The sequence below is a fragment of the Pseudomonas helvetica genome, assembly GCF_039908645.1.
Lineage (GTDB): Bacteria > Pseudomonadota > Gammaproteobacteria > Pseudomonadales > Pseudomonadaceae > Aquipseudomonas > Aquipseudomonas helvetica.
In genome coordinates this window covers 2,891,803-2,913,546 of record NZ_CP150917.1, presented here as the reverse complement: position 1 = coordinate 2,913,546, position 21,744 = coordinate 2,891,803, and the positions used below count along the sequence as shown (strand labels likewise).

The 21,744-nt window shown below is 59.4% G+C and carries 19 protein-coding genes; 8 read left to right on the top strand and 11 right to left on the bottom strand.

The window, feature by feature from the left end; genetic code table 11:
- Window positions 1-56 precede the first annotated feature (56 nt).
- From AABM55_RS13380 to AABM55_RS13365, 4 genes are all read right to left on the bottom strand, one after another.
- Window positions 57-1,442 (bottom strand): ATP-binding protein, encoded by a 1,386-nt coding sequence (locus AABM55_RS13380; RefSeq protein ID WP_347929829.1) that lies wholly within the window; start codon window positions 1,440-1,442, stop codon window positions 57-59.
- Complete coding sequence (locus tag AABM55_RS13375; protein ID WP_347929828.1) at window positions 1,418-2,083, bottom strand: response regulator transcription factor; 666 nt, start codon at window positions 2,081-2,083, stop codon at window positions 1,418-1,420. The genes AABM55_RS13380 and AABM55_RS13375 overlap by 25 nt, the downstream gene beginning before the upstream one ends.
- Window positions 2,084-2,203: 120 nt before the next feature.
- Window positions 2,204-2,641, bottom strand: a complete 438-nt coding sequence (locus AABM55_RS13370; protein WP_054597041.1) for a hypothetical protein — start codon at window positions 2,639-2,641, stop codon at window positions 2,204-2,206.
- A gap of 29 nt (window positions 2,642-2,670) precedes the next feature.
- Window positions 2,671-3,438, bottom strand: coding sequence for a hypothetical protein (locus AABM55_RS13365; protein ID WP_347929827.1), 768 nt, complete (start codon window positions 3,436-3,438; stop codon window positions 2,671-2,673).
- A gap of 344 nt (window positions 3,439-3,782) precedes the next feature.
- On the opposite strand from AABM55_RS13365, the gene AABM55_RS13360 reads away from it, so the two are divergent.
- Window positions 3,783-4,655, top strand: coding sequence for an undecaprenyl-diphosphate phosphatase (locus tag AABM55_RS13360; RefSeq protein ID WP_103314373.1), 873 nt, complete (start codon window positions 3,783-3,785; stop codon window positions 4,653-4,655).
- A gap of 130 nt (window positions 4,656-4,785) precedes the next feature.
- Here the strand turns inward: AABM55_RS13360 and AABM55_RS13355 are convergent, their stop codons facing one another.
- Window positions 4,786-5,139, bottom strand: coding sequence for a BON domain-containing protein (locus AABM55_RS13355; RefSeq protein WP_054597038.1), 354 nt, complete (start codon window positions 5,137-5,139; stop codon window positions 4,786-4,788).
- Window positions 5,140-5,392: 253 nt separating this feature from the next.
- On the opposite strand from AABM55_RS13355, the gene AABM55_RS13350 reads away from it, so the two are divergent.
- The 4 genes from AABM55_RS13350 to AABM55_RS13335 all read left to right on the top strand — a co-directional run bounded on the left by AABM55_RS13350 (window position 5,393) and on the right by AABM55_RS13335 (window position 7,919).
- The gene (locus AABM55_RS13350) at window positions 5,393-5,791 is read left to right on the top strand and encodes a hypothetical protein (protein WP_347929826.1); all 399 of its coding nucleotides are present in this window, start codon (window positions 5,393-5,395) and stop codon (window positions 5,789-5,791) included.
- 96 nt (window positions 5,792-5,887) lie between these two features.
- The gene (locus AABM55_RS13345; protein WP_054597036.1) at window positions 5,888-6,382 is read left to right on the top strand and encodes a Spy/CpxP family protein refolding chaperone; all 495 of its coding nucleotides are present in this window, start codon (window positions 5,888-5,890) and stop codon (window positions 6,380-6,382) included.
- 153 nt (window positions 6,383-6,535) lie between these two features.
- Entirely contained in the window at window positions 6,536-7,024 is a 489-nt protein-coding gene (locus tag AABM55_RS13340; protein ID WP_054597035.1) for a GFA family protein, read from the top strand.
- Window positions 7,025-7,115: 91 nt separating this feature from the next.
- Window positions 7,116-7,919, top strand: a complete 804-nt coding sequence (locus AABM55_RS13335; RefSeq protein ID WP_347929825.1) for a MipA/OmpV family protein — start codon at window positions 7,116-7,118, stop codon at window positions 7,917-7,919.
- An 84-nt stretch (window positions 7,920-8,003) separates the two neighbouring features.
- On the opposite strand, the gene AABM55_RS13330 is transcribed toward AABM55_RS13335, so the two are convergent.
- From AABM55_RS13330 to AABM55_RS13320, 3 genes are all read right to left on the bottom strand, one after another.
- The gene (locus tag AABM55_RS13330; RefSeq protein ID WP_347929824.1) at window positions 8,004-9,281 is read right to left on the bottom strand and encodes an ATP-binding protein; all 1,278 of its coding nucleotides are present in this window, start codon (window positions 9,279-9,281) and stop codon (window positions 8,004-8,006) included.
- Entirely contained in the window at window positions 9,282-9,989 is a 708-nt protein-coding gene (locus AABM55_RS13325) for a winged helix-turn-helix domain-containing protein (RefSeq protein ID WP_347929823.1), read from the bottom strand.
- Window positions 9,990-10,143: 154 nt separating this feature from the next.
- Window positions 10,144-10,755 (bottom strand): tRNA-(ms[2]io[6]A)-hydroxylase, encoded by a 612-nt coding sequence (locus AABM55_RS13320; RefSeq protein WP_054597031.1) that lies wholly within the window; start codon window positions 10,753-10,755, stop codon window positions 10,144-10,146.
- A gap of 227 nt (window positions 10,756-10,982) precedes the next feature.
- On the opposite strand from AABM55_RS13320, the gene AABM55_RS13315 reads away from it, so the two are divergent.
- Entirely contained in the window at window positions 10,983-11,849 is an 867-nt protein-coding gene (locus AABM55_RS13315) for a universal stress protein (RefSeq protein WP_103314363.1), read from the top strand.
- An 84-nt stretch (window positions 11,850-11,933) separates the two neighbouring features.
- Here the strand turns inward: AABM55_RS13315 and glgB are convergent, their stop codons facing one another.
- The 3 genes from glgB to AABM55_RS13300 form a co-directional block, all read right to left on the bottom strand.
- The gene (gene glgB / locus AABM55_RS13310) at window positions 11,934-14,168 is read right to left on the bottom strand and encodes a 1,4-alpha-glucan branching protein GlgB (RefSeq protein WP_347929822.1); all 2,235 of its coding nucleotides are present in this window, start codon (window positions 14,166-14,168) and stop codon (window positions 11,934-11,936) included.
- Window positions 14,165-17,506: a maltose alpha-D-glucosyltransferase gene (treS, locus tag AABM55_RS13305; RefSeq protein ID WP_347929821.1), complete on the bottom strand. Its 3,342-nt coding sequence runs from the start codon at window positions 17,504-17,506 to the stop codon at window positions 14,165-14,167. Before treS ends, glgB begins: the two co-directional genes overlap by 4 nt.
- Before the next feature lie 180 nt (window positions 17,507-17,686).
- A complete protein-coding gene (locus tag AABM55_RS13300; protein ID WP_347929820.1) occupies window positions 17,687-19,684 on the bottom strand; it encodes an alpha-1,4-glucan--maltose-1-phosphate maltosyltransferase in 1,998 nt (665 codons plus the stop codon).
- Between the two features lie 207 nt (window positions 19,685-19,891).
- On the opposite strand from AABM55_RS13300, the gene AABM55_RS13295 reads away from it, so the two are divergent.
- Entirely contained in the window at window positions 19,892-20,125 is a 234-nt protein-coding gene (locus AABM55_RS13295) for a DUF3203 family protein (protein WP_054597026.1), read from the top strand.
- Window positions 20,126-20,320: 195 nt separating this feature from the next.
- Window positions 20,321-21,733 (top strand): cytochrome c oxidase accessory protein CcoG, encoded by a 1,413-nt coding sequence (gene ccoG / locus AABM55_RS13290; protein WP_347929819.1) that lies wholly within the window; start codon window positions 20,321-20,323, stop codon window positions 21,731-21,733.
- Window positions 21,734-21,744: the final 11 nt, after the last annotated feature.

Here is a 21,744-nt window from a genome sequence, read left to right as displayed (position 1 = left end):
GCCGGCCGAAGGATGCACCGGCCAGCGATGTGTTCTTTTCGCAAATGATGCCGCGCCTACAAATGGGCGGCAGGCGGAACGCTGCGGGAAATCAATGACGGCAACCATACCGAAACACCCAACCCGCGTCTTGCCACTTCATCGCCAAACCCCAGGCGGATCTGTGCCCCGTTGCGATCCGCTACTGCCTTGACGATCGACAGCCCCAGGCCGGACCCTACCTCATGGTTCCCGAGGCTGCGATAAAACGGGTCGAACACACGCTCCCGTTCCTCGGCCGCAATCCCGGGGCCGGTGTCCTTGACCTGCAACAGCGCTCCGCCCTCCTCCATGCCCACCGAAAGATCTACCCGTCCGCCCGCAGGTGTATAGCGAATGGCGTTATCAACCAGGTTCTTGACCATGGCCAGCAGGTCGAGCTCGTTGATCAGCACCTGCACATCCTGTTCATCCTCGACACCGATGTCGATATGCTTGGCCTCGGCCAGCGGCAGCAGATCCTCCAACACACGCCGATAGACGCCATGCACGGAAACCGGCGTTGCCGGCAGCGTCGAGTTCGATTGTGCGGTGGCCAGCGCCAACAGTTGATCAATCAGATTTTTGCCGCGCTCGATCCCTCGCCGCAATGCAAACAGACGCTCCCGGGCCAACGTCGACATGTCGGCGACGGCCAGGCGCTCGGCTTGCAGCGACAGCGCCGTCAACGGCGATCGGAGTTCGTGGGCGGCGTCGGCGACGAAGCGCCGCTGGGTTTCCATCGACTGCGCCACACGGTTGAGCAATCGATTGATGGCCAACACGAAGGGACGGATCTCGGCGGGCAAATGGTTTTCGTCGATGGGGTGCAGTTCCTGCTCGCCGCGCTGGTCGATTTCAGACGCCAGTGCCGCGATAGGCCGAAACAGCTTGCGCACCAGATCGGCAACCACCAGCAAGAGCACCGGAAACAGGATGAGAAACGGCAGCAGGCCGCGCCAGGCACTCTCGCGGGCGTCCTTGTCGCGCATGCCGGTTTCCTGTGCAACGGCGATGCGTGCGCCACTGGTCAGGGTCTTGACCAGCACGCGAAACGGCTCGCCACCGACCACCAGCGTCGACAGGCCGTCGGCCAGCGTTGTCGGCAGTGGCAGCGGTGCGCCAGCCTCCACATTGCCCGACACCTGGTTGCCATCGTTCAGGTACTGAACGGTGACCCGGGATTCTTCATCGTCGCCCTCGATGCCCTTGCCTTGCGTCGGATAGGCCAGCGTCATCTGCTGGCGCTCGAACAGCACGGCCACCTGATGCAAGGTGTTGTCCTGCATTTCCAGGGCTTCATCGAATGCCGAGACGAAGGCGAAAATACCAGCCACGATAGCGACGATCAGAATGGCCAGCGACAGGGAAACGGACAGCCTGACCTGAACCGACTCGCTCAGTCGCCTTTTGAAACCATCCATCCCATACCCCTGACATTCTTGATGACGTGGCTACCCAGCTTGCGACGCAGCGCATGGATCAGAAACTCGACCGCATTGCTTTCCACTTCATTGCCCCAGCCGTAGATACGGTCTTCGAGATCGCTGCGCGAGAGAATTGCCCCCGGCCTGATCAACAGCGCCTGCAGCAGCGAAAACTCGCGGCTGGAGAGCTGGACCTCGGGGTTTTCTTCGGTGCTGGCTTGTTTCAAGATCGGGTCCAGCGACACCACGCCATTGCTGAACACCGGCAGCGCGCTGCCGCCCTTGCGGCGCAGAACGGCACGCATGCGGGCCAGCAGCTCGGCCATATCAAAGGGTTTGAGCAGGTAATCGTCGGCGCCACCGTCGAGACCGCGCAAGCGATCGTCGAGGCTGTCGCGGGCTGTGATGATCAGCAGGGGAACGCCGTTGTTGCGCGCCCGAATGCTGCTCAATACCGCAAGGCCGTCCTTGCCGGGCAGGCCGAGGTCAAGCAGCACCAGATCATAATGTTGAGTGTCCAGCGCCGTCAGGGCGGTGAGGCCATTGTTGACCCAGTCGGCGGCATAACTGGCATCTTTCAGTGCGCCCTGGATCGCCTCCCCGATCATCGGGTCGTCTTCGACCAGTAATATCCGCATGTCCCTCTCCGGTGATAAGTGAGGCTCGACACTCACGCGGGTATACCTGCGCGAATGTCGAGCCTGCATTGAATCACCTGTTCAAGCGTGCGCGAAGCGATTTATGGGTATTGAAAGCGGTCAGCTTTTTCCTTGCAGCGAATTGAAGGTTTTCAGCAAGTCATCCATCGCCGCCTTGCAGTCGCTCTGTTTCGGGGTGCTGGCGCGCAAGGCTTCAAGTGCAGTGTCGATGGACTTGTCCAGGACATGCCAGTCGCTGGCAGCACGTGGCTTGATGCCGGCTTCCGCGGAGTCCCAGGACAACTCGAGGTCCTTGATTCGCGTTTTCGCGCCTGGCAGGTCGTTTTTATTCACCAGATCGGCAACGTTGGCCGCAATGCCCTGGAACGCGGACAGGTCGCCGAGTTTCGAGGCCGAGCTCTGCTGGACGCTGGCCGCGCCCGAAGTAGCACTCGTTTTAGGCGCGTCAGCGGGTTTAGAACACCCGGCGACCAGGCCGAACACGACAATGGCTGAAAGGACGGCGGCTTTACGAATGGCGGTTTGAACGTAGACCATGATGATTCCTTGATAGGCTTTTGAACCGGTTATTCAGTGACGAGTTTGCGATTGCCGACGCTCATCTGTGCGACGGCCACCAGAATCAGGATGACGCTGAGAAACATCGCGCTGGTCCACATGGCGCCCATGCCGAGGCCGCCATAAGTCTTGGCTTGCGTCAGCAGATCTCCTAGGGAGGCGCCGAAAGGGCGGGTCAGGATGTAGGCGATCCAGAAGGTCAGAACCGTATTGCCGCCCAGGCGCCAGGCGGCGAACGTCACGCCGATCAGCGCGCCGAAAATCACCGCACCCAGTGTGAAGCCAAGCCCCAGCGCTTCGGTGGCGAGGTCGCCGGCGGCGGTGCCCAGCGCAAAGGTGCAGAGCACCGTCGCCCAATAGAACAGTTCCCGGCGTGGCGTGACGATTTCAGTGATCGAAAGACTGCGTTCCAGTCCGTACCAAATCATGAAATTGATCGCCAGCAACACCGAAAATACCGCCGTGCTGGCATACAGACTGATGCCCATTTTGTCAGTGAGCACATCGGTAATCTGCGTCCCGACGACGCTCACCAGCACCACCGTCAACCAATAAATCCAAGGGCTGTAGGCGCGTGTACGAAGTTGGCCGAACAGCGCGATCGCCAACAGCACGGCCATGCCGATACTGGTCACACCCTGCCCCAACCCGGCATCGACGGCGAGAAAGTCAGCGCCGGTTTCACCCACGGTGGTGGACATGATCTTGATGACCCAGAACGACAGCGTCACCTCAGGGACTTTATTGAGCCAGTCAGCTTTCGTAAGCGGCTTCATGTGGATGCTTCTCCTTGACAGCGCTGCAAATCGCGCAAGGGAGAGACTACGCAGGCAAACTTAGCTGGGACTGAGGAACTTCGATTGTCGGTCATGAAGCGAACATAAAATCCCGGCCAAGCCCGTACACAGGGGCTTCGCGGGCGCTCTTGACTAAAAAAATCATCTCAACAGCCTGTAGCAAACAGTTACAAATAAGGCCATTATTCCGCTCGCAGTCACCATGAACGACCCTCTGACAGAGCGGTTCAGTCCAGGATCATTTGCCCACTGCCAAGACTTTCCGAACGTCGTGCCGTGTTTTCGGGGCTAGTGGGAAAGCCTTACTTTTTAAGGAACGTATTTTGACAAACGTCTGTACCAGCGGCCTTGATATCGGCTTTGCTTCTCTGGATTACCTGCAAATTGGCATCCTGGGGATCATTCAAGGCATCACCGAGCTATTACCCATTTCATCCACTGCGCACATGCGAATCGTGCCCGCCCTGCTCGGCTGGCCCGATCCCGGCTCGGCGTTTTCCGCCGCGATGCAATTGGCCGCACTGGCTGCGGTCGTCAGCTATTTCTGGCGTGATGTACGGGAAGTCGTCGCTGGCAGCATAGGCGCCGTGCGACAGCGTGATTACAACAATCAGTCGTTCAAGCTGGCCGTTGCGATTGTGCTGGCGACCATCCCGATCGGCATTGCGGGCCTGGCCTTGTCCTCGCTGCTCAATACCTGCAACTCACCGTTAAGAGGCCTGATGGTGATTGGTATCTCGTGCCTGGTGATGGCCGTTCTGCTGGCTGCGGCCGAACTCAGCTGCCGCCATCAACGCGTCGTGGGACAGATGCGCCTGCGGGATGCATTGATTGTCGGCATTGCACAGATTGGCGCGCTGATCCCCGGCGTTTCCCGCTCCGGTTCAACACTCACCGCCGCACTCTTCCTTAACTTCAAACGCGAAGAAGCTGCGCGTTTCTCATTCCTGCTTGGACTGCCCGCTATTGCGCTGGCCGGCTTGAAAGAGTTGTGGGTGCTGTATCACGCACACATACCGGCCGAAGCGTGGTCGCACCTGATTTTCGGTCTGGTGATCGCCAGCGTGTCGGCATTTTGCGCGATCTGGGGCCTGATGAAATTCCTCGAAAGGTTTTCCACCTGGCCTTTCGTTATTTATCGGGCGGTACTGGGTATTTTCCTGATTGTCGCGGTCAGTACCGGGCTGTTGAGCTAAACAACATTCAAACGCTGATAGAGCCCGGCCCAGTGCCGGGCTTTTTATTGTCAGCCGACGATACGGTCTGCGCTGCGCCGCGCGCCCCCGTTTCGCAACCGGGAGCGCGGCGTTCACACGGTTGCCAGCATTACTTGTCGTCGATCTTTTTTTCCGACGATTGAGGCCGATACTCGGTGCTCTCTTCAGCGTTGGGTGCTTCCGGGAGATGCCCGGGAGTGAACACATGCGTCAGCAAGTCTTTGGCATCGATTTCGTTGACGCCATTCACCGAACGGGCGAGCTCTACCACCCGCTCGCATTCTTTATGGGTGTTGACGCGACCGCTCAACGCTACCGTACCTGCGTGGGTTTTGACATTGACATGCATGCTGAGAGTCGGCTCTGCAAATGTCAGGGCCGATTTCACCCGGGTAGTAATCCATGCGTCGTGAACGGCCATTCCCAGATTATGAGAGTAATGCTGGAAGGAGTGAGTTTTCATAGTTGGACCCTCTCTCGTGTCATCGACAGATTAATTATAGTGCGGTCGTTGCGGTCCGAGCGCTGTCCCCCAGCCCATCTGCTTTAATCACTCTGTACCGGGCGCAAGGGTGCGCTACCGAACAGACCCGCGCCGGTAGCTAAGTCAACCTGACACAAGGCAGATCGCCGCCATATCAAGACGGTTGTGATCTTCCTGCTCATCCAGTGGACGGTGGGGTTCAGTGATTCCCTCATTGAAGGAGGCACGATTCATGACTCAGCATTTGCAAATACCTTTTTACCGACGGCTGGCAGTAATGCTTGTCGCTGTTACCGTGGCAGCGGCCGCGCTACCGGCACAAGCGCAACATGACTATCAGCGGGACGGCTACGGCCGGCAGGTTTACCATCGCGACTATCGTGGCGGCCATGACAACCGTCGTGACTATCGCGGCGGCGGTGGTGACTATCGCGGTGATGGCAGCGGCGATTTGGGGGCGATACTGGTTGGTGCAATATTGGGAGCAGTCGTCGCGGGTGCGGTACAGGCGCCGCCCGCCGTGATTTACCGGCAACCTCCTCCGCCCCCTCCACCGGGGGTCCGGTACTACCCAAGGCCGTACTATCCCGATTCGTACAACTCCTATGGATATCCTCCACCCGGCTATTAAGCTGCCTGGTCGTATGGAACCCGAGCGACCGCCGCTCACACTGATATATCCCATACAACGGTCGTCAGTTCGACAACTCAATCCGGATATAAAGACATGAATAACTTCGTACTCAAAGCAGCTATGCCGGCAGCGTTGATGCTGGCATTGCTCAGCACTTCTGTCTCGGCACAGACGACGGCAACGAACAGTCCTGCTGCAACGTCACAGACAGCTGCCAGTCATACCAAAAAGCACATGGACGTTGTGGAGAAGAGGATCAAGGAACTGCACGCCAAGCTGAAAATCACCGACAAGCAGTCAACTCAATGGGAGGCCTACGCGCAAACCATCCGCGACAATGCGCACAACGCCGATACCGCCTTTCTGGAGCGAGCGGAAAAGCTGCCATCGTTGAATGCCGATGACGCAATGGCCTCCTATGCCAAATTAGCCCAGTTGCACGCGGACAATATGCAAAAGCTTGCAACGACGTTTAGCGCTCTGTATGGCACGTTTTCCGACGATCAGAAAAAAAATGCCGACAAGCTGTTCCGCAATGAACAGGAAAAACGCGAGGACCGGCTCGAGGCCGCGAAAAAATCCAAGTGATATGCCACGACCTTCAACCAGGCGAACCGGCCGCAGCAGGCTCGGTTCGCACTGGAACGCAGCGACCCGCAGAGGCTGATGCCAAGGGCTGAAGTATTGCTCAACTGCTAGGCTGTTCCAGGAAGTCCGCGCGACTTTTTGGAGGTTTGCCCCATGCAGCTTGAAGGTTCCTGCCATTGCGGCGCGGTGTCGTTCAGTCTGAACAGTGCCCACCCCTACCCGTATCAACGTTGTTATTGCTCGATCTGCCGCAAGACCCAAGGCTCGGGTGGCTACGCGATCAACCTCGGCGGCGAGGCGAAAAGCCTGAAAGTCCGCGGTCGCAAACACATCTCGATCTATCACGCGCGTCTCAAGGATGACGGCGCCCGGCGTGCCCACAGCAGCAGCGCCGAACGGCACTTCTGCTCGCTTTGCGGCAGTGGTTTGTGGTTGTTCAGCCCTGAATGGCCCGAGTTGATTCACCCCTTTGCTTCGGCCATCGACACCCCGCTGCCGGTGCCGCCGGAACACACGCACCTGATGCTCGGTTCAAAAGCCTCGTGGGTCGAAGTCGAGCTACATCCCGGCGATCAGCAGTTCGAGGTCTACCCGCAAGAATCCATTGCCGAGTGGCACGAGCGGCTGGGCCTGAGCCGTTAACAGTCTTTGACAGTTTCCCGACAAAGCTCTCAAAGATTGCCTACCCGTACGCCCCTAGCATGATGGCATCCTAATCCCTGCCGGGTGCCTCATGCTTGCTCTGAAAAACCGCAAAACCTTTTGTCTTTCGCTGACGTCCATCTGCCTGCTGGCCTCGACCGATTACGTGCAAGCCGAAGACTGGCATTACAGCGCGCAGGCCGGTGTGGCTAACGCGCCACGCTATAGCGGCAGCGATGAACGCGTGACTGCGCCGCTGCTCGGCGGCCAGATTGTCAGCCCTTATGGCCTCTTCCTCGACACCGAACGCGGTCTGGGTTGGCAGAACGAATGGGGGGACCTGGCATTCAGCACCTACATTGGCCTGAGTGAAACGCGCAAGGACCGCAAGTCGAGGTTCGAGGGCTCGAATCGCCTGGATGGTATGGGCTCGATCAAATCCCGCCCGCAACTGGGCGCCAGTATTCACTACACCTTGGGCGAAGTGGTTGTCGGCGCCACCCTGGAGCACGCGCTGAAAAAGAGCGATGACGACCGCGACACCGGCTCCGCCTACAACCGGCTGGAGCTGAGTATCAGCACCAACCTCTATGAAGGCGAATACGGCAGCCTGGATGGCAGCCTCAACAGCGTGTTTGGTGATGCCGACTACGTGCGGACCTGGTACGGCGTGAGCACGGCCCAGGCGTCACGCAGCCAGTTCCGGGCCTACGCCACCCACGGCGGGATGGTCAGCCGAGGCGCAGCGTTGACCTGGGCGGTGCCGATCAACGACCAGACCGAATTCTCGACGGTGCTGGCGATGCAGTACCTCAATGGCGATGCAGCGGACAGCCCGATCGTCGAACGACGGACGCAAACGTCGCTGGCTGGCCAGGTGAAATACAGCTTCTGAGTTGCCTCCCCCGCAGTACGCCCCAGACCTCGTAGCAGCCTGCTGCTACGGGTGATCGGTTATGTGTTAAGGCTGAGATCTGACTTAGTCAGCCTGCGCCCAGGTCATGCGAAACGACGCGCCGCCCCACGGCGAATCGCTGACGTCGACCTTGCCGCCGTGCGATTGCGACACCCGCCGAACCAGCGCCAGGCCCAGACCGAAACCACCGGTGCGACGGTCGCGACTGGTGTCGAGTCGCGAGAACGGCTCGAAAATCTTCTCGCGTCCTTCCATCGGCACGCCCGGGCCATCGTCGTTGACCAACACTTCATAACCGTCTTCACCCAGCGTCAGCGACACCTCCACCCGTCGCTCGGCGTAGCGAATGGCATTGCGCAGCAGGTTGATCACCGCCCTCGCCATAAAGCGCGGCTCGATCCGCACAGAGTCGACCTCACAGGCGCGAATCAACAGCTGCACCCCGGCCGCCTCGGCCTCCAGGGCAACGCTGCCGACCACGCTGTCGAGCCAACTGTGAGCCTGAATGCTTTCGAGACTGATCACCGTGGCACCGCGTTCAAGACTGGCGTAGGTCAGTAACTCGGAAACCATCTCTTCCAGTTCACCGAGATCGGCGTACATGTCGGCAATCAGTGCTTTGCGCTCGCTCGGATCGGCCTGTTGCTTGAGTTGATCGAGTTCGAACGACAAGCGCGCAATCGGCGTGCGCAACTCATGGGACACCGCATTGGTCAGCTCGCGCTGATTGGCAATCAAGCCTTCGATACGCGCAGCCATCTGGTTGAAGTGCTCGGCCAGCACGCGAATGTTCGAGCGTTTGGACAATTGAATGCGCGAGGTCAGATCGTTATCGCCGAAACGTTGCGCGGCCACTCTGATCAGTTCGAGGTCGCGCCAATGCGGTCGCACCCAGAAGTACAGGACAAAAGCCAGGAACACGCCCAGTAAAGCGTAGGCCCAGACATACAGCCACTTGGGCTCCTCCGGGAGTTTGATGTTCAACAACTGCGGGCCGCCATCGATGCTGGCGATAAACTCGTTGAAATCCCCGCGCACGACCAACAGACCGTCAGCCAGCAGTTTTTGCTCTCGCTCAGTGAGATCCAGCTCACTGCTCTGCACCAGCTTCAGGCGCAGCCCGTAGTGGGTTTTCAGCTCCGCCAGGCGCTCATCACGCGCAATGCCGGTGACCGGACGGAGCAATTCGACCAGGCTGTAAGCTGGCCCGCGCATGGCTTCGCGGTTATAGGTCTCGTTGGCCTCGGGCAACAGCTCGGCAAAAATGTAATTGACCGTCCAGATCGCCCCTGCAAAGCCAAAGGCGAGAATGACGTACAGCCGCAGAAACAGCCTTAGCATCTAGAGCTCCCAGGCAAATGGATTGAACAGATAACCCTTGCCCCAAACGGTCTTGATGCACACCGGTTCTCTGGGATTGTCCTTGAGCTTGCCGCGCAGTTTGCTGATGTACACGTCGACGCTGCGGTTGAGCCCGTCAAAGGCGATGCCGCGCATGCGATTGAGGATGTCATCGCGGGAAAGAATCTTGCCGGCGGCGCTGGCCAGCAGCCACAGCAATTCGAACTCCATGGTGGTCAGCTCGATACCCTCACCCGCCAGCCGCACTTCGCGGCAGCTGCGATCAATCAGCAAACGGCCGAACTCCAGCGAACCGCGTACCGTGGTTTCCGGTATCTGGCGACGTTGCAAGGCGCGCAGCCGGGCCAGCAATACCGGTGGTTTTATCGGTTTGATGACATAGTCGTCGGCGCCGGACTCCAGGCCCAGGATGTGGTCCAGGTCGTCTTCCTTGGCCGTGAGGATGACAATTGGCGTCTCGGACACACTGCGGATCTCGCGGCACACATGCAGGCCGCTCTGGCCGGGCAGCATCAGGTCGAGCACGACGATTTTCGGCTTGAATTCGAGAAACGCCGCCAGCGCCAGATCGCCACGGTGCACGGTCCGTACCTCGAAACCATGTTGGGAGAGGAAGTGCGCGATCAACCCCGCGAGCTTTTCGTCATCCTCCACGAGCAGTACCTTGCCAAACGCCTGATTGTCCATAAGTGCCAATCTGTGAGCCGATGATTGAGAGCGCGCATTATGGCGCCAATCTCACCCTCAACCGACATGCCAGACAGGAAAAACCGGCCTCGCGGGCCGGTTTTCGGAGAACTTTCATGTTCTTAAGAGTTTTTAACAATTTGCCTGATTTCTTTCACAGACTTGCCGCAGGCACGCCACTGTGGAAGCGGAACTCGATGTCCGGGGACTCGATCAGTTCCTGCTCGGCGGCGCGAACCTTGTCGATCACCTGGGCAATGTCCTTGGCATCGCCGTACTGGTAGGCCAGTTTCAGATACCCCTGAAAATGCCGCGCCTCGCTTTTCAGCAAGCCGAAGTAGAATTTGCCCAGTTCTTCATCCAGATGGGGCACCAACGCTTCGAAACGCTCGCAGCTGCGCGCCTCGATAAACGCCCCGACCACCAGCGTGTCGACCAGTTTGACCGGCTCGTGGCTGCGCACCACTTTGCGCAAACCCGAGGCGTAACGACCGGCGGACAATTGGCGCAGTTCGATCTTGCGTTTTTTCATCAGGCGCATGACTTGCTCGTGATGCACCAGCTCTTCCCGGGCCAGGCGTGACATCAAATTGATCAGGTCGACATGCGAATGGTACTTGGCAATCAGGCTGAGCGCGGTACTGGCAGCCTTGAACTCGCAGTTCTTGTGGTCGATCAGCAGGGTTTCCTGATCGGCCAATGCGGCTTGAACCCAGCCATCGGGCGTGCGGCAGCCAAGGAATTCGTGAATTTCAGGAAGGATCATTGGCTCACTTCCGACAGTTCAACAGGACCATTGGGCAGGACGGCGACGATTTCAGGGTTCAGTAACATGAGGCTCACGGGCAATAAGTTCACAGCGAAGGGGGCCGATTATACGTGCCTGCCGGCAGACCACCAGTCGCCAGACTTGATATGCATCAAGACCCGAGTTCACGACCAGCAACTATAGTTGTGCAACGACGTGTTTTTCATTCATCGGAGATTCCGACCATGCAAGCCATCCGCAGCATCCTGGTGGTCATCGAACCCTTGCCCGAGGAGAGCCTGGCCCTCAAGCGCGCCAAGATGATCGCCGGGGTGACTCAGGCGCATCTGCACTTGCTGATCTGCGATAAAGAGCATGATCACTCGGCGCTGTTGAGTGTGCTCAAAGCCAGCCTGCAGGAAGACGGCCACAGTGTCACCACCGAGCAAGCCTGGAACAAAAGCCTGCATGAAACCATCATCGATGTGCAGCAGGCCGAGGGTTGCGGGCTGGTGATCAAGCAACACTTTCCGGACAACCCGCTGAAGAAGGCCCTGCTGACCCCGGCGGACTGGAAACTGCTGCGCCAGTGCCCGAGCCCGGTGTTACTGGTGAAGACCTCGAAACCCTGGACCGGCGGGACGATTCTGGCGGCCATCGACGTGGGCAACAACGACCCCGAGCACCGCGTGCTGCATGCGAGCATCGTCGATCATGGCTTCGACATCGCTCACCTGGCCAAGGCCCATCTGCACGTCATCAGCGCCCATCCATCGCCCATGCTCTCGGCGGCCGACCCGGTGTTCCAGCTCAAGGAAACCATCGAGGCCCGCTACCGCGAAGCGTGCAAGGCGTTCCAGGCCGAGTTCGACATCGACGATGAACACCTGCATATCGAAGAAGGTCCGGCCGATGTGCTGATTCCCCACATTGCGCATAAATTGCAGGCGTCGGTGACCGTCATCGGCACTGTGGCGCGCACCGGGTTCTCGGGGGCCTTGATCGGAAACACCGCGGAAGTGGTACTCGACTCGCTGGAAAGCGATGTGCTGGTGCTCAAGCCACAGGAAATCATGGATCACCTGGAAGAACTGGTGACCAGCGGCAAGTAAGCGCAACCGGTCGCCGTTCCTGCGCAGGATCACCATCCTGCGCAGGAGTCGGCAATCGAAGCCAGTTAGCACATCAGCTCAACATCACCCCTCTGGACGCAACATCAACACCGCCAACGGCGGCAGATTCAGCACCAACGACAAGGGTTGGCCGTGGCTGCCCTCCTCTTCGGTCATCACACCGCCGCCATTGCCATAGTTGGAGCCGGCGTAGATGCCCGCATCGCTGTTGAACACTTCATTCCAGCGCCCGCCAATGGGCACGCCAATCCGATACGCCGGACGCGGCACCGGTGTAAAGTTAGCCACTACCAGCACCGGCCGCCCTTCCTTGCTCCAACGCAGCCAGGCATAGACGCTGTTCATCGCGTCATCGCCGATCAGCCATTGGAAGCCCTGCGGCACATCGTCCTGATCGTGCAGCGCCGGCTCTTCGCGGTAGAGCTGGTTGAGGTCGGTCACCAGTTTTTGCACGCCGCGGTGTTCCGGGTATTGCAGCAAGTACCAATCCAGCTGCTGATCGTGATTCCATTCGCGCCACTGGCCGAACTCACAGCCCATGAACAGCAGTTTTTTACCCGGGTGCCCCCACATGAAACTCAGGTAGGCACGCAAGTTGGCGAACTTCTGCCAGCGATCGCCGGGCATCTTGTCGATCAGCGAGTGTTTGCCGTGGACCACTTCGTCGTGGGAAATCGGCAGGATGAAGCGTTCGGACCATGCGTAAACCAGGCCAAAGCTCAGCTCGTTGTGATGATGGGCGCGGTAGACCGGGTCCTGCTGAATGTAATGCAGCGAATCGTGCATCCAGCCCATGTTCCATTTGTAGTCGAACCCTAACCCGCCATGCTGCGTGCCCTGGCTGACGCCCGGCCAGGCCGTCGACTCCTCGGCAATCACCAGCGCTCCGGGTGCTTCGAGGTCGATCACATCGTTGAGGTGGCGGACAAAATCGATGGCTTCGAGGTTCTCCCGACCGCCATGGCGATTGGGTACCCACTCGCCGGCCTTGCGTGAATAGTCGCGATACAGCATCGAAGCCACTGCATCGACCCGCAGCCCATCGACGTGAAAATGCTTGAGCCAGTGCAACGCCGACGCCAGCATGAAGCCATGTACTTCGGTGCGTCCGAGGTTGTAAATCAGCGTGTCCCAGTCCTGGTGAAAACCTTCGAGCGGGTTGCCGTACTCGTACAGCGCGGTGCCGTCGAACTGCGCGAGGCCATGGGTATCGGTGGGAAAATGCGCCGGCACCCAATCGAGGATCACACCGATATCGGCCAGGTGGCAGGCGTTGACGAACGCGGCAAAGTCACTGGGCGAGCCGTAACGGGCGCTCGGGGCGAATTGCGATAATGGCTGATACCCCCAGGAACCGCCGAACGGGTGCTCCATGATCGGCATCAGTTCAATATGGGTGAAGCCGAGTTTCTGCACATAAGGGATCAGATGCTCGGCCAGCTCGCCCCAATGGTATTGGCGCGCCACTTCACCGACGTCATCCACTTCGCACTGCCAGGAACCGGCATGCAGCTCATAGATCGACAGCGGCGCGCTCGGCCGGTGGCGCTCGCCGCGTGTCTGCATCCAGTCCTGATCCTGCCATTCGATATGCAACGGTGAGGCGACTTTCGAGGCTGTGTCAGGCGGTAGCTGTGTCGCCAGTGCCACGGGGTCAGCCTTCAGCGGCAGAATCCCGTGGGCACCGAGAATTTCGTACTTGTACGCTTCACCGGCCTGCAAGCGCGGAACAAACAGCTCCCAGACCCCGGACGGATGACGCAGCCGCATCGGGTGACGACGACCATCCCAGACGTTGAAATCGCCGACCACCGAGACCCGCCGGGCATTCGGCGCCCACACGGCAAAACGCACGCCGTCGACACCCTCGACGTTCTTCAGCTGCGCCCCCAGACACGCACTGAGGTCCCGGTGATTGCCCTCGGCGAACAGATACAAATCCATCTCGCCCAACAACGGACCGAAGCTGTAAGGGTCCTCTGCGGTCTGCTCGCCACCCGCCCATCGGGTACGCAACAGATAAGCCTGTGCCCGGTCGAAATGCCCGACGAACAACCCCGGCACTTCGGTCGGGTTCAAGCTGCCGAGTTCTTCGCCGGAGTCACGGGCGATCACCTGCACGCTCAAGGCGTCCGGCAGGTAGGCACGAATGAACTGACCGCCGGCCCCATCTGCATGGGGTCCGAGTATCGCAAAGGGATCCTGATACTCGGCGCGCACCAGCGCCTCAATGTCTCGCGCCGCTGGCAGCAGCGCTTCTTTCACCTGTCCCTGCTCCCTCAATGATGGCTCCGTCATGACTGCTCTCCACTCACATAGGAAAAGGGTTTGAGTCCACTCAACAACCCGTATAAACCGTGCAATGGCACAGGCAACCAGGCAGGACGATTTTCCGCTTCATACCCCACTTCATAGGCCGCCTTCTCCAGGCAGAACAACGCCAGTGCAGCGTCTTCGGCTGCAGGATCCTGCCAAGCATGAGCAAGACTAGCTGCTGCCTGCCGATACGCCTGAACAAACGTTGCGGTGGCCTCACGCAAATAACGCTCCGTCACCCGTTGACGTGCTGCCAGCGTCTGCGCGGTGACTTCAACCCCTTGCCCATCCAGGGCCATCGCCGCTGCGTAATCGAACGAACGCAGCACGCCGCTGACATCCTTGTACGGACTGTGCTTGCCTCTTCGCTCATGCAATGGCCGCGCCGGTTCCCCCTCGAAATCGATCAGGTAGGCATCACCCTTGATCACCAGCACCTGGCCCAGGTGCAGATCACCGTGGACACGCATCTGCAAACCGCCCACCGCTTTTGCCGCCAGCTCCTGAATGTGCCTGAGGATGGCTCTCTTCTGCTCCTGCAAACGCACCACCAACACCTGGTCCTCCGGGCTCAGCCGGGCCTGATGCTGTTTGAGCAACTGCAAGGCGTGCTCCAGCTGTGCAGCAATCGCTTTCGCCAATGCCTGCTGATCCTTGTGCGTACTGACCCGCGAACCAAACGCCGGGTTGTCACCGGGCGCGGCCAGTATCTGGTGCATTTCCCCGAGCCGCTGACCGAGCATGCCAGCGAAATCTTTCAATTCACCGAGCGCGTTGTAGTGCTGTTCCTGCTCGGAGATGGCCTCGGCCAACTCATCGCGAATCGCCCGCTCAAGGTTGTTCTGGGTCCATTCCCAGGCATCGCCCTGATTGCTCAGATACCCTTGGGCGATCATCAGCAGAGTGTCTTCACCTTGCCGATCACGGCGAATCACCGAGCCGAGCAGCGGTGAAATATGCTTGAACCCGGCGGACGTCAGGTATGCGCCCATCTCCAGCTCCGGATGCACGCCGCTGGCGACCTTGCGGATCAGCTTGAGCACCACGCTGCCGCCAATCACCGCGGAGCTGTTGGATTGCTCGGCCGACAAGTAGCGCACATCGCAGTCAGCCTGCAGATTGAGGTCCGCCAGCCCGACGCTCGGCTCGAAACGAATTTCGCCGTCACTGGCGTCCAGCACCGTGTACGCCTGCATCGCCTGGATCACCGCACGAACGAAGCTGTCGAGACTGAACGCGTCCGTCACCAAGCCCACTTGCCGCCCGCGCCGAACTCGCGCCAACGCCAGTTGCTGCGGCAATGCGGCGCCCACCTGGTCTTCGGCGAGAAACCCGAACGGCAGTTGATAACGGCTGGTCTGACCGTCGCTGGCCACCTCGATTTCGCTGAACAGCACCGGATGCAGCGGATCACCAAAACGCACACCGTAAGCAATGTGCACCGTTTCGATACGGGAGTCCTTGCCGGCGAACCAACGTCGATTGTGCAACCAGCTCGGCAGCGCACTTTGCTCCAGAATGGTGCGCGATGGCGCCTCGAGCAGCTCTTCCATGCGTTTTTTTAGTACCAGAGTGGTGAAGTCCGGCAGGCTTTGCGCAGGCTCGACGTGCCAGCTCGGCATCTGGTTTTCCGCTGCCAGCACAAACCAGTAAAAGCCGTACGGCGCCAGGGTCAGCAGAAAGTTGAGCTGGCCAATCGGCGGGAAAGCATTGCCGCCGAGCATTTCCACGGGAACCATGCCAGCGAAGGCCGAAAGGTCCAGCTCAGCCGCCTGGGCACTGCGCGAGACGTTGGCCACGCAAAGGATGATTTCGTGTTTACCGTCATCACCGGTGTATTCACGGGTATACGCCAGAATCCGCCGGTTGCTCGGCGAGAGCATTTTCAAGCTGCCCCGACCGAAGGCCTTGGACTGCTTGCGGATCGCCAGCATGCGCCGGGTCCAGTTCAGCAATGAATGCGGATCGCCCGCCTGGGTTTCGACGTTCACCGACAAGTAACCGTAGAGCGGGTCCATGATCGGCGGCAGCACCAGGCTCGCCGGGTCGGCGCGGGAAAACCCGCCATTACGGTCGATCGACCACTGCATCGGCGTGCGCACGCCATCGCGGTCACCAAGATAGATATTGTCGCCCATGCCGATTTCGTCGCCGTAGTACAGCGTCGGCGTCCCGGGCATCGACAGCAGCAGGCTGTTGAGCAGCTCGACGCGGCGCCGGTCACGCTCCATCAGCGGTGCCAGGCGTCGACGAATGCCGAGGTTGATCCGCGCGCGGCGGTCAGCCGCGTAGTAGTTCCACAGGTAATCGCGCTCCTTGTCGGTGACCATCTCCAGGGTCAGCTCATCATGGTTGCGCAGGAAAATCGCCCATTGGCAGTTGGCCGGAATCTCCGGCGTCTGACGCAAAATATCGGTGATCGGAAAACGGTCTTCCTGGGCCAGCGCCATGTACATCCGCGGCATCAGCGGGAAGTGAAAGGCCATGTGGCATTCGTCGCCGTTATCGCCATGAACATCACCGAAATACAACTGAGTGTCTTCCGGCCACTGGTTGGCTTCGGCCAGCAGCATGCGGTCCGGGTAATGGGCGTCGATCTCGGCGCGAATCTGCTTGAGCACCGCATGGGTCTCGGGCAGGTTCTCGTTGTTGGTGCCGTCACGCTCGATCAAATAGGGAATCGCATCCAGGCGCAGGCCGTCGATGCCCAGGTCCAGCCAGTAGCGCATCACCGAGAGCACGGCTTTCATGACCTGCGGGTTGTCGAAGTTCAGGTCCGGTTGATGCGAATAAAAACGGTGCCAGAAGTATTGGCCGGCCACCGGGTCCCAGGTCCAATTGGACTTCTCGGTGTCGAGAAAAATGATCCGCGTGCCGTCGTACTTTTGATCGTCATCGGACCAGACATAAAAGTCCCGCGCCTTTGAGCCTGGCTTGGCCTTGCGCGCCCGTTGAAACCAGGGATGTTGGTCGGAGGTGTGGTTGATGACCAACTCGGTGATCACCCGCAAGCCACGATTGTGAGCCTCGGCTATAAAGCGCTTGGCGTCGGTGAGCGTTCCGTAGTCGCGGTGTACGCCACGGTATTCAGCAATGTCGTAGCCATCGTCGCGGCGTGGCGAGGGGTAAAACGGCAGCAACCAGATGGTGTTGACGCCCAGATCGGCGATGTAATCCAGTTTGGCGATCAAACCGGGAAAGTCGCCGATTCCGTCGTTGTTAGAGTCGAAATAGGACTTTACGTGAACCTGATAAATCACCGCATCCTTGTACCAGAGCGGGTCATTGCTGAAGGTGGCTGACCTGGGTTTCTTCGCCATTGGAAACTCCTGCTCGATTCGATGAGGCTTCTCTGTGGCGAGGGGGCTTGCCCCCGCTCGGCTGCGTAGCAGTCGTAAAATCTGCGCACGCGGTGTACCTGAAAATGGGCTCTCTGGACCGAGGTCTGCTTCGCAGCCCAGCGGGGGCAAGCCCCCTCGCCACAAAAAACTGCATCAACTTCAAGTTGCCGTTATCCGCCAAATCCCGAACGGCTGGTTCCACGGCTCGATGCGCATCCATTGAGTCTTGCCGTGCCAGTCCCAGCGGTGGCCGTTCATCATGTCTTCACCCTGGGTCACCGCGTCGTCGGGCAAGCCCATCTCCCACAGTGGCAATTCGAAGTGCCCCTCTTGGGCGTTGAACGGGTCGAGGCTGACCGCCACCAGAATAAAATTGCTGCCATCGGCCGTGCGTTTACCGAAGTACAGAATGTTGTCGTTCCACACGTTGTAGACCTGAAGACCCAAATGGCTGTGCAAGGCCGGGTTTTGCCGGCGAATACGGTTGAGCTGGGCGATCTCGGCGATGATGTTGCCCGGCGCAGTAAAGTCCCGGACACGGATTTCATACTTCTCGGAGTCGAGGTATTCCTCCTTGCCCGGCACTGGCGCCGACTCGCACAGTTCAAACCCCGAATACATGCCCCACAGGCCCGAGCCCATGGTCGCCAGCGCAGCCCGGATCAGAAAGCCGGCGCGGCCCGACTCATGGAGAAAGCCTGGATTGATGTCGGGCGTATTGACGAAAAAGTTGGGCCGGAAGCACTCGCGCCAGGGCGACTGGTTCAGCTCGGTGAGGTACGTCACCAATTCGTGCTTGGTGTTACGCCAGGTGAAGTAGGTGTAGCTCTGGGAGTAACCGACCTTGCCCAGGCGCGCCATCATCGCCGGGGTGGTAAAGGCCTCGGCCAGGAAGATCACCTCGGGATACAACGCCCGCACATCGCCGATCAGCCACTGCCAGAACGGCAAGGGTTTGGTGTGCGGATTGTCGACCCGGAAGATCTTCACGCCCTCCTCGACCCAGCCGACCACGATGTCCCGCAGCTCCAGCCACAGGCTGGGAATCGCCTCGCTGGCGTAGAAGTCGACGTTGACGATGTCCTGGTATTTCTTCGGCGGGTTTTCGGCGTATTTGATGGTGCCGTCCGGCCGCCAGTTGAACCAGCCCGGATGCTGCTTCAGCCACGGATGGTCCTGGGAGCATTGAATCGCGAAATCCAGCGCGATCTCCAGCCCGTGTGCGGCGGCGGCCTTGACCAGACGACGGAAGTCCTCGCGACTGCCCAACTGCGGGTGAATCGCCTCGTGCCCCCCCTCGATACCGCCGATGGCGTACGGGCTGCCGTGGTCATCGGGGCCGGCAGTCAGGGCGTTGTTGGGACCTTTGCGATAGCTGCGACCAATCGGGTGGATCGGCGGGAAGTACAGCACGTCGAAGCCCATGTCCTGGATCATCGCCAGACGTGAGTGCACATCGTTGAACGTACCGTGGCGATCCGGATCATCGGTGATCGAGCGGGGAAACAATTCATACCAACTGGCGAACTGCGCACGTTCGCGCTCGACGTCCAGCGGGTACTCCAGACTCAGGCTGAGGTAGGGACGCAGATCGGCCTCGGCCATCAACCGGGCACTGCGTGGGTGCAGAAACAGCGCGACTTGCTCGGTTTCAAGCAGCCCGGCCAGCTCATGGTGCAGCGCCGTAAGCTTCTTGCTCAACGGACCGTCACTGCGCTCCGCCGCCTGCAGCACCTGGATGCGCCCTTCTTGCAGCTCCAGGCTGACCGGCACACCCGCTGTGTGCTTCTTTTCCAGTTCATGACAGAAACTGGCGAACTGATCGATCCAGGCCTCGATACAAAACCGATACCTACCCGGCATTGCGACGCTGAACTGCCCCTGCCAGGTGTTATTACCGAGATCGGTCATGACTTCGCTCTGCCAAATCGAGTCGGCCTCGGCACGCCAACGCACGCGCACCGCAAGCGTATCGTGACCGTCGGCAAAAACCTTGCTGGTCACCGTCACCGCCTGCCGTTCGATAGCCTTGGCCGCGAACTGGCCGCCATCGATCACCGGCATGGTGTTTTCGATAATAATCCGCGGCAGCAGCAAAGCCTGCGACAGTGGCAGTTGCGGGTTGTACTGCAGCTCCGTCGGTTTTTCAGTCGTCATCGAGCCTCGCCCCTTACGCCCCATGGACGCTCCTGTGCTTGATCGTGTGCTGCTTGCATGACGCTACTTAGGTTCCGAGCGCCGGGCTCTGCTAAAAGTTCAGATCCTTTCACTTTAGCCACGCTCCATGACCACTAATCGGTTACACAGAACGATGAGCAAGACCTGTGCCCTAACCTTTAGATCCCGCAGAAAAGGGTGACCCCCATGACCATGCGAATCGAAAACCAGGTCTGCTTCTTCATTACCGAGAACGGCGAAGAGATTCGCCTCGCTGCCGATGTCACCATCATTACCGACGCGGACAAAGCCATGTCGGCGGTGGACCTCGATGGCCAGCGTTTCTACATCACCGAAGCAGAAGCCGACGCATTAACCGTAGCAGGTGCCACCGATGGTCGCCGACACCTGATGGTCACCAGCAGTGATTCGGTGATTTGACTGACGCAGATCACAGACCGCCGCAGACGCCTGTGACAGGCACTGTCGCCGCGCCTGCCGGGGTGCATCAAGTTGTCGCAGGGGCGGATCAAGAACTCATCTGATCCGCTTTTTAATCCAATACCTGAGTCTGTTATGCAAACAGTTCGGTGGTCATAGTTGATCGGCCTGATGGAGGCTGATGAGCGAAAGACCATGAGCGATAGAATCCCCGTCCGATTAGTAGAGACATTCGAGCCTTCGCGTCCAAAGATGAAGGCCAAATCCAGCGACAACCAGATTCACACCCGCAGCTTCACCGGTTTGTTCCGCACCTTGCGCCTGAGCGGCGCGGGGTTTCTGTTCCTGGCGTTTTTCGGCACTGTTTGGCTGAACTGGGGCGGCCGGCAGGCGGTGCTCTGGGACTTGTCGGAAAGCAAATTCCACATCTTCGGCGCGACCTTCTGGCCGCAGGATTTCATCCTGCTCTCGGCGCTGCTGATCATCTGCGCCTTCGGCCTGTTCGCAATCACCGTGTTCGCCGGGCGAGTCTGGTGTGGCTACACCTGCCCGCAGAGTTCCTTCACCTGGCTGTTCATGTGGTGCGAAAAGGTCACCGAGGGCGAGCGCAATCAGCGGATCAAACTGCAAGCCGCCCCCTGGGGCCTGAACAAACTGCTGCGTCGCTCCGCCAAACACACGATGTGGCTGGCCATCAGCGTGCTGACGGGACTGACGTTTGTCGGCTACTTCACGCCGATCCGTCCGCTGGCCAATGAGTTGCTGACCTTGCAAATGGGCGGCGTCAGTCTGTTTTGGGTGCTGTTCTTCACCGGCGCGACCTACATCAACGCCGGTTGGCTGCGAGAAGCGGTGTGCATGCATATGTGTCCGTATGCACGGTTCCAGAGCGTGATGTTCGACAAAGACACGCTGACCATCTCCTACGACGCCGCCCGTGGCGAAAGCCGTGGCCCGCGCAAACGCGAGGTGAAGCCTGCCGACGCGGGTCTGGGCGATTGCATCGACTGTCACCTGTGTGTGCAGGTCTGCCCGACCGGCATCGACATTCGCGACGGCTTGCAGATGGAGTGCATTGGTTGCGCGGCATGTATCGACGCCTGCGATTCGATCATGGACAAAATGGGCTATGCCCGTGGCCTGATCAGCTACACCTCCGAGCATGAGTTGCAAGGTGGCAAGACGCACCTGCTCAGGCCTCGGTTGATCGGCTACACCGCGGTGCTGGTGGTAATGATTGGTGCACTGACGCTGGCGCTGATGGAGCGGTCGATGGTATCGCTGGACGTCAGCAAGGACCGTGGCCTGTTTCGCGAAAACAGCCAGGGCCAGATCGAAAACATCTACAGCCTCAAAGTCATCAACAAAACCCAGCAGCGGCAGGACTATCGCTTGTCTCTGGTGGACGGCGACGGCTTCCAGTTACAGGGCAAGACCGAGTTGAGCCTGGCGCCGGGAGAAATTGTCGATGTGCCTGTTTCAGTGGCCATGACCACCGACAAGCCGAGCAGCAGCTCGCAGACGATCAGCTTCAAGATCACTGACAGCGATGAACCTTCAGTGAACAGCGTGGCACAGAGCCGTTTTGTTGCACCGTTGAATCGTTGAGCCTTTAAACT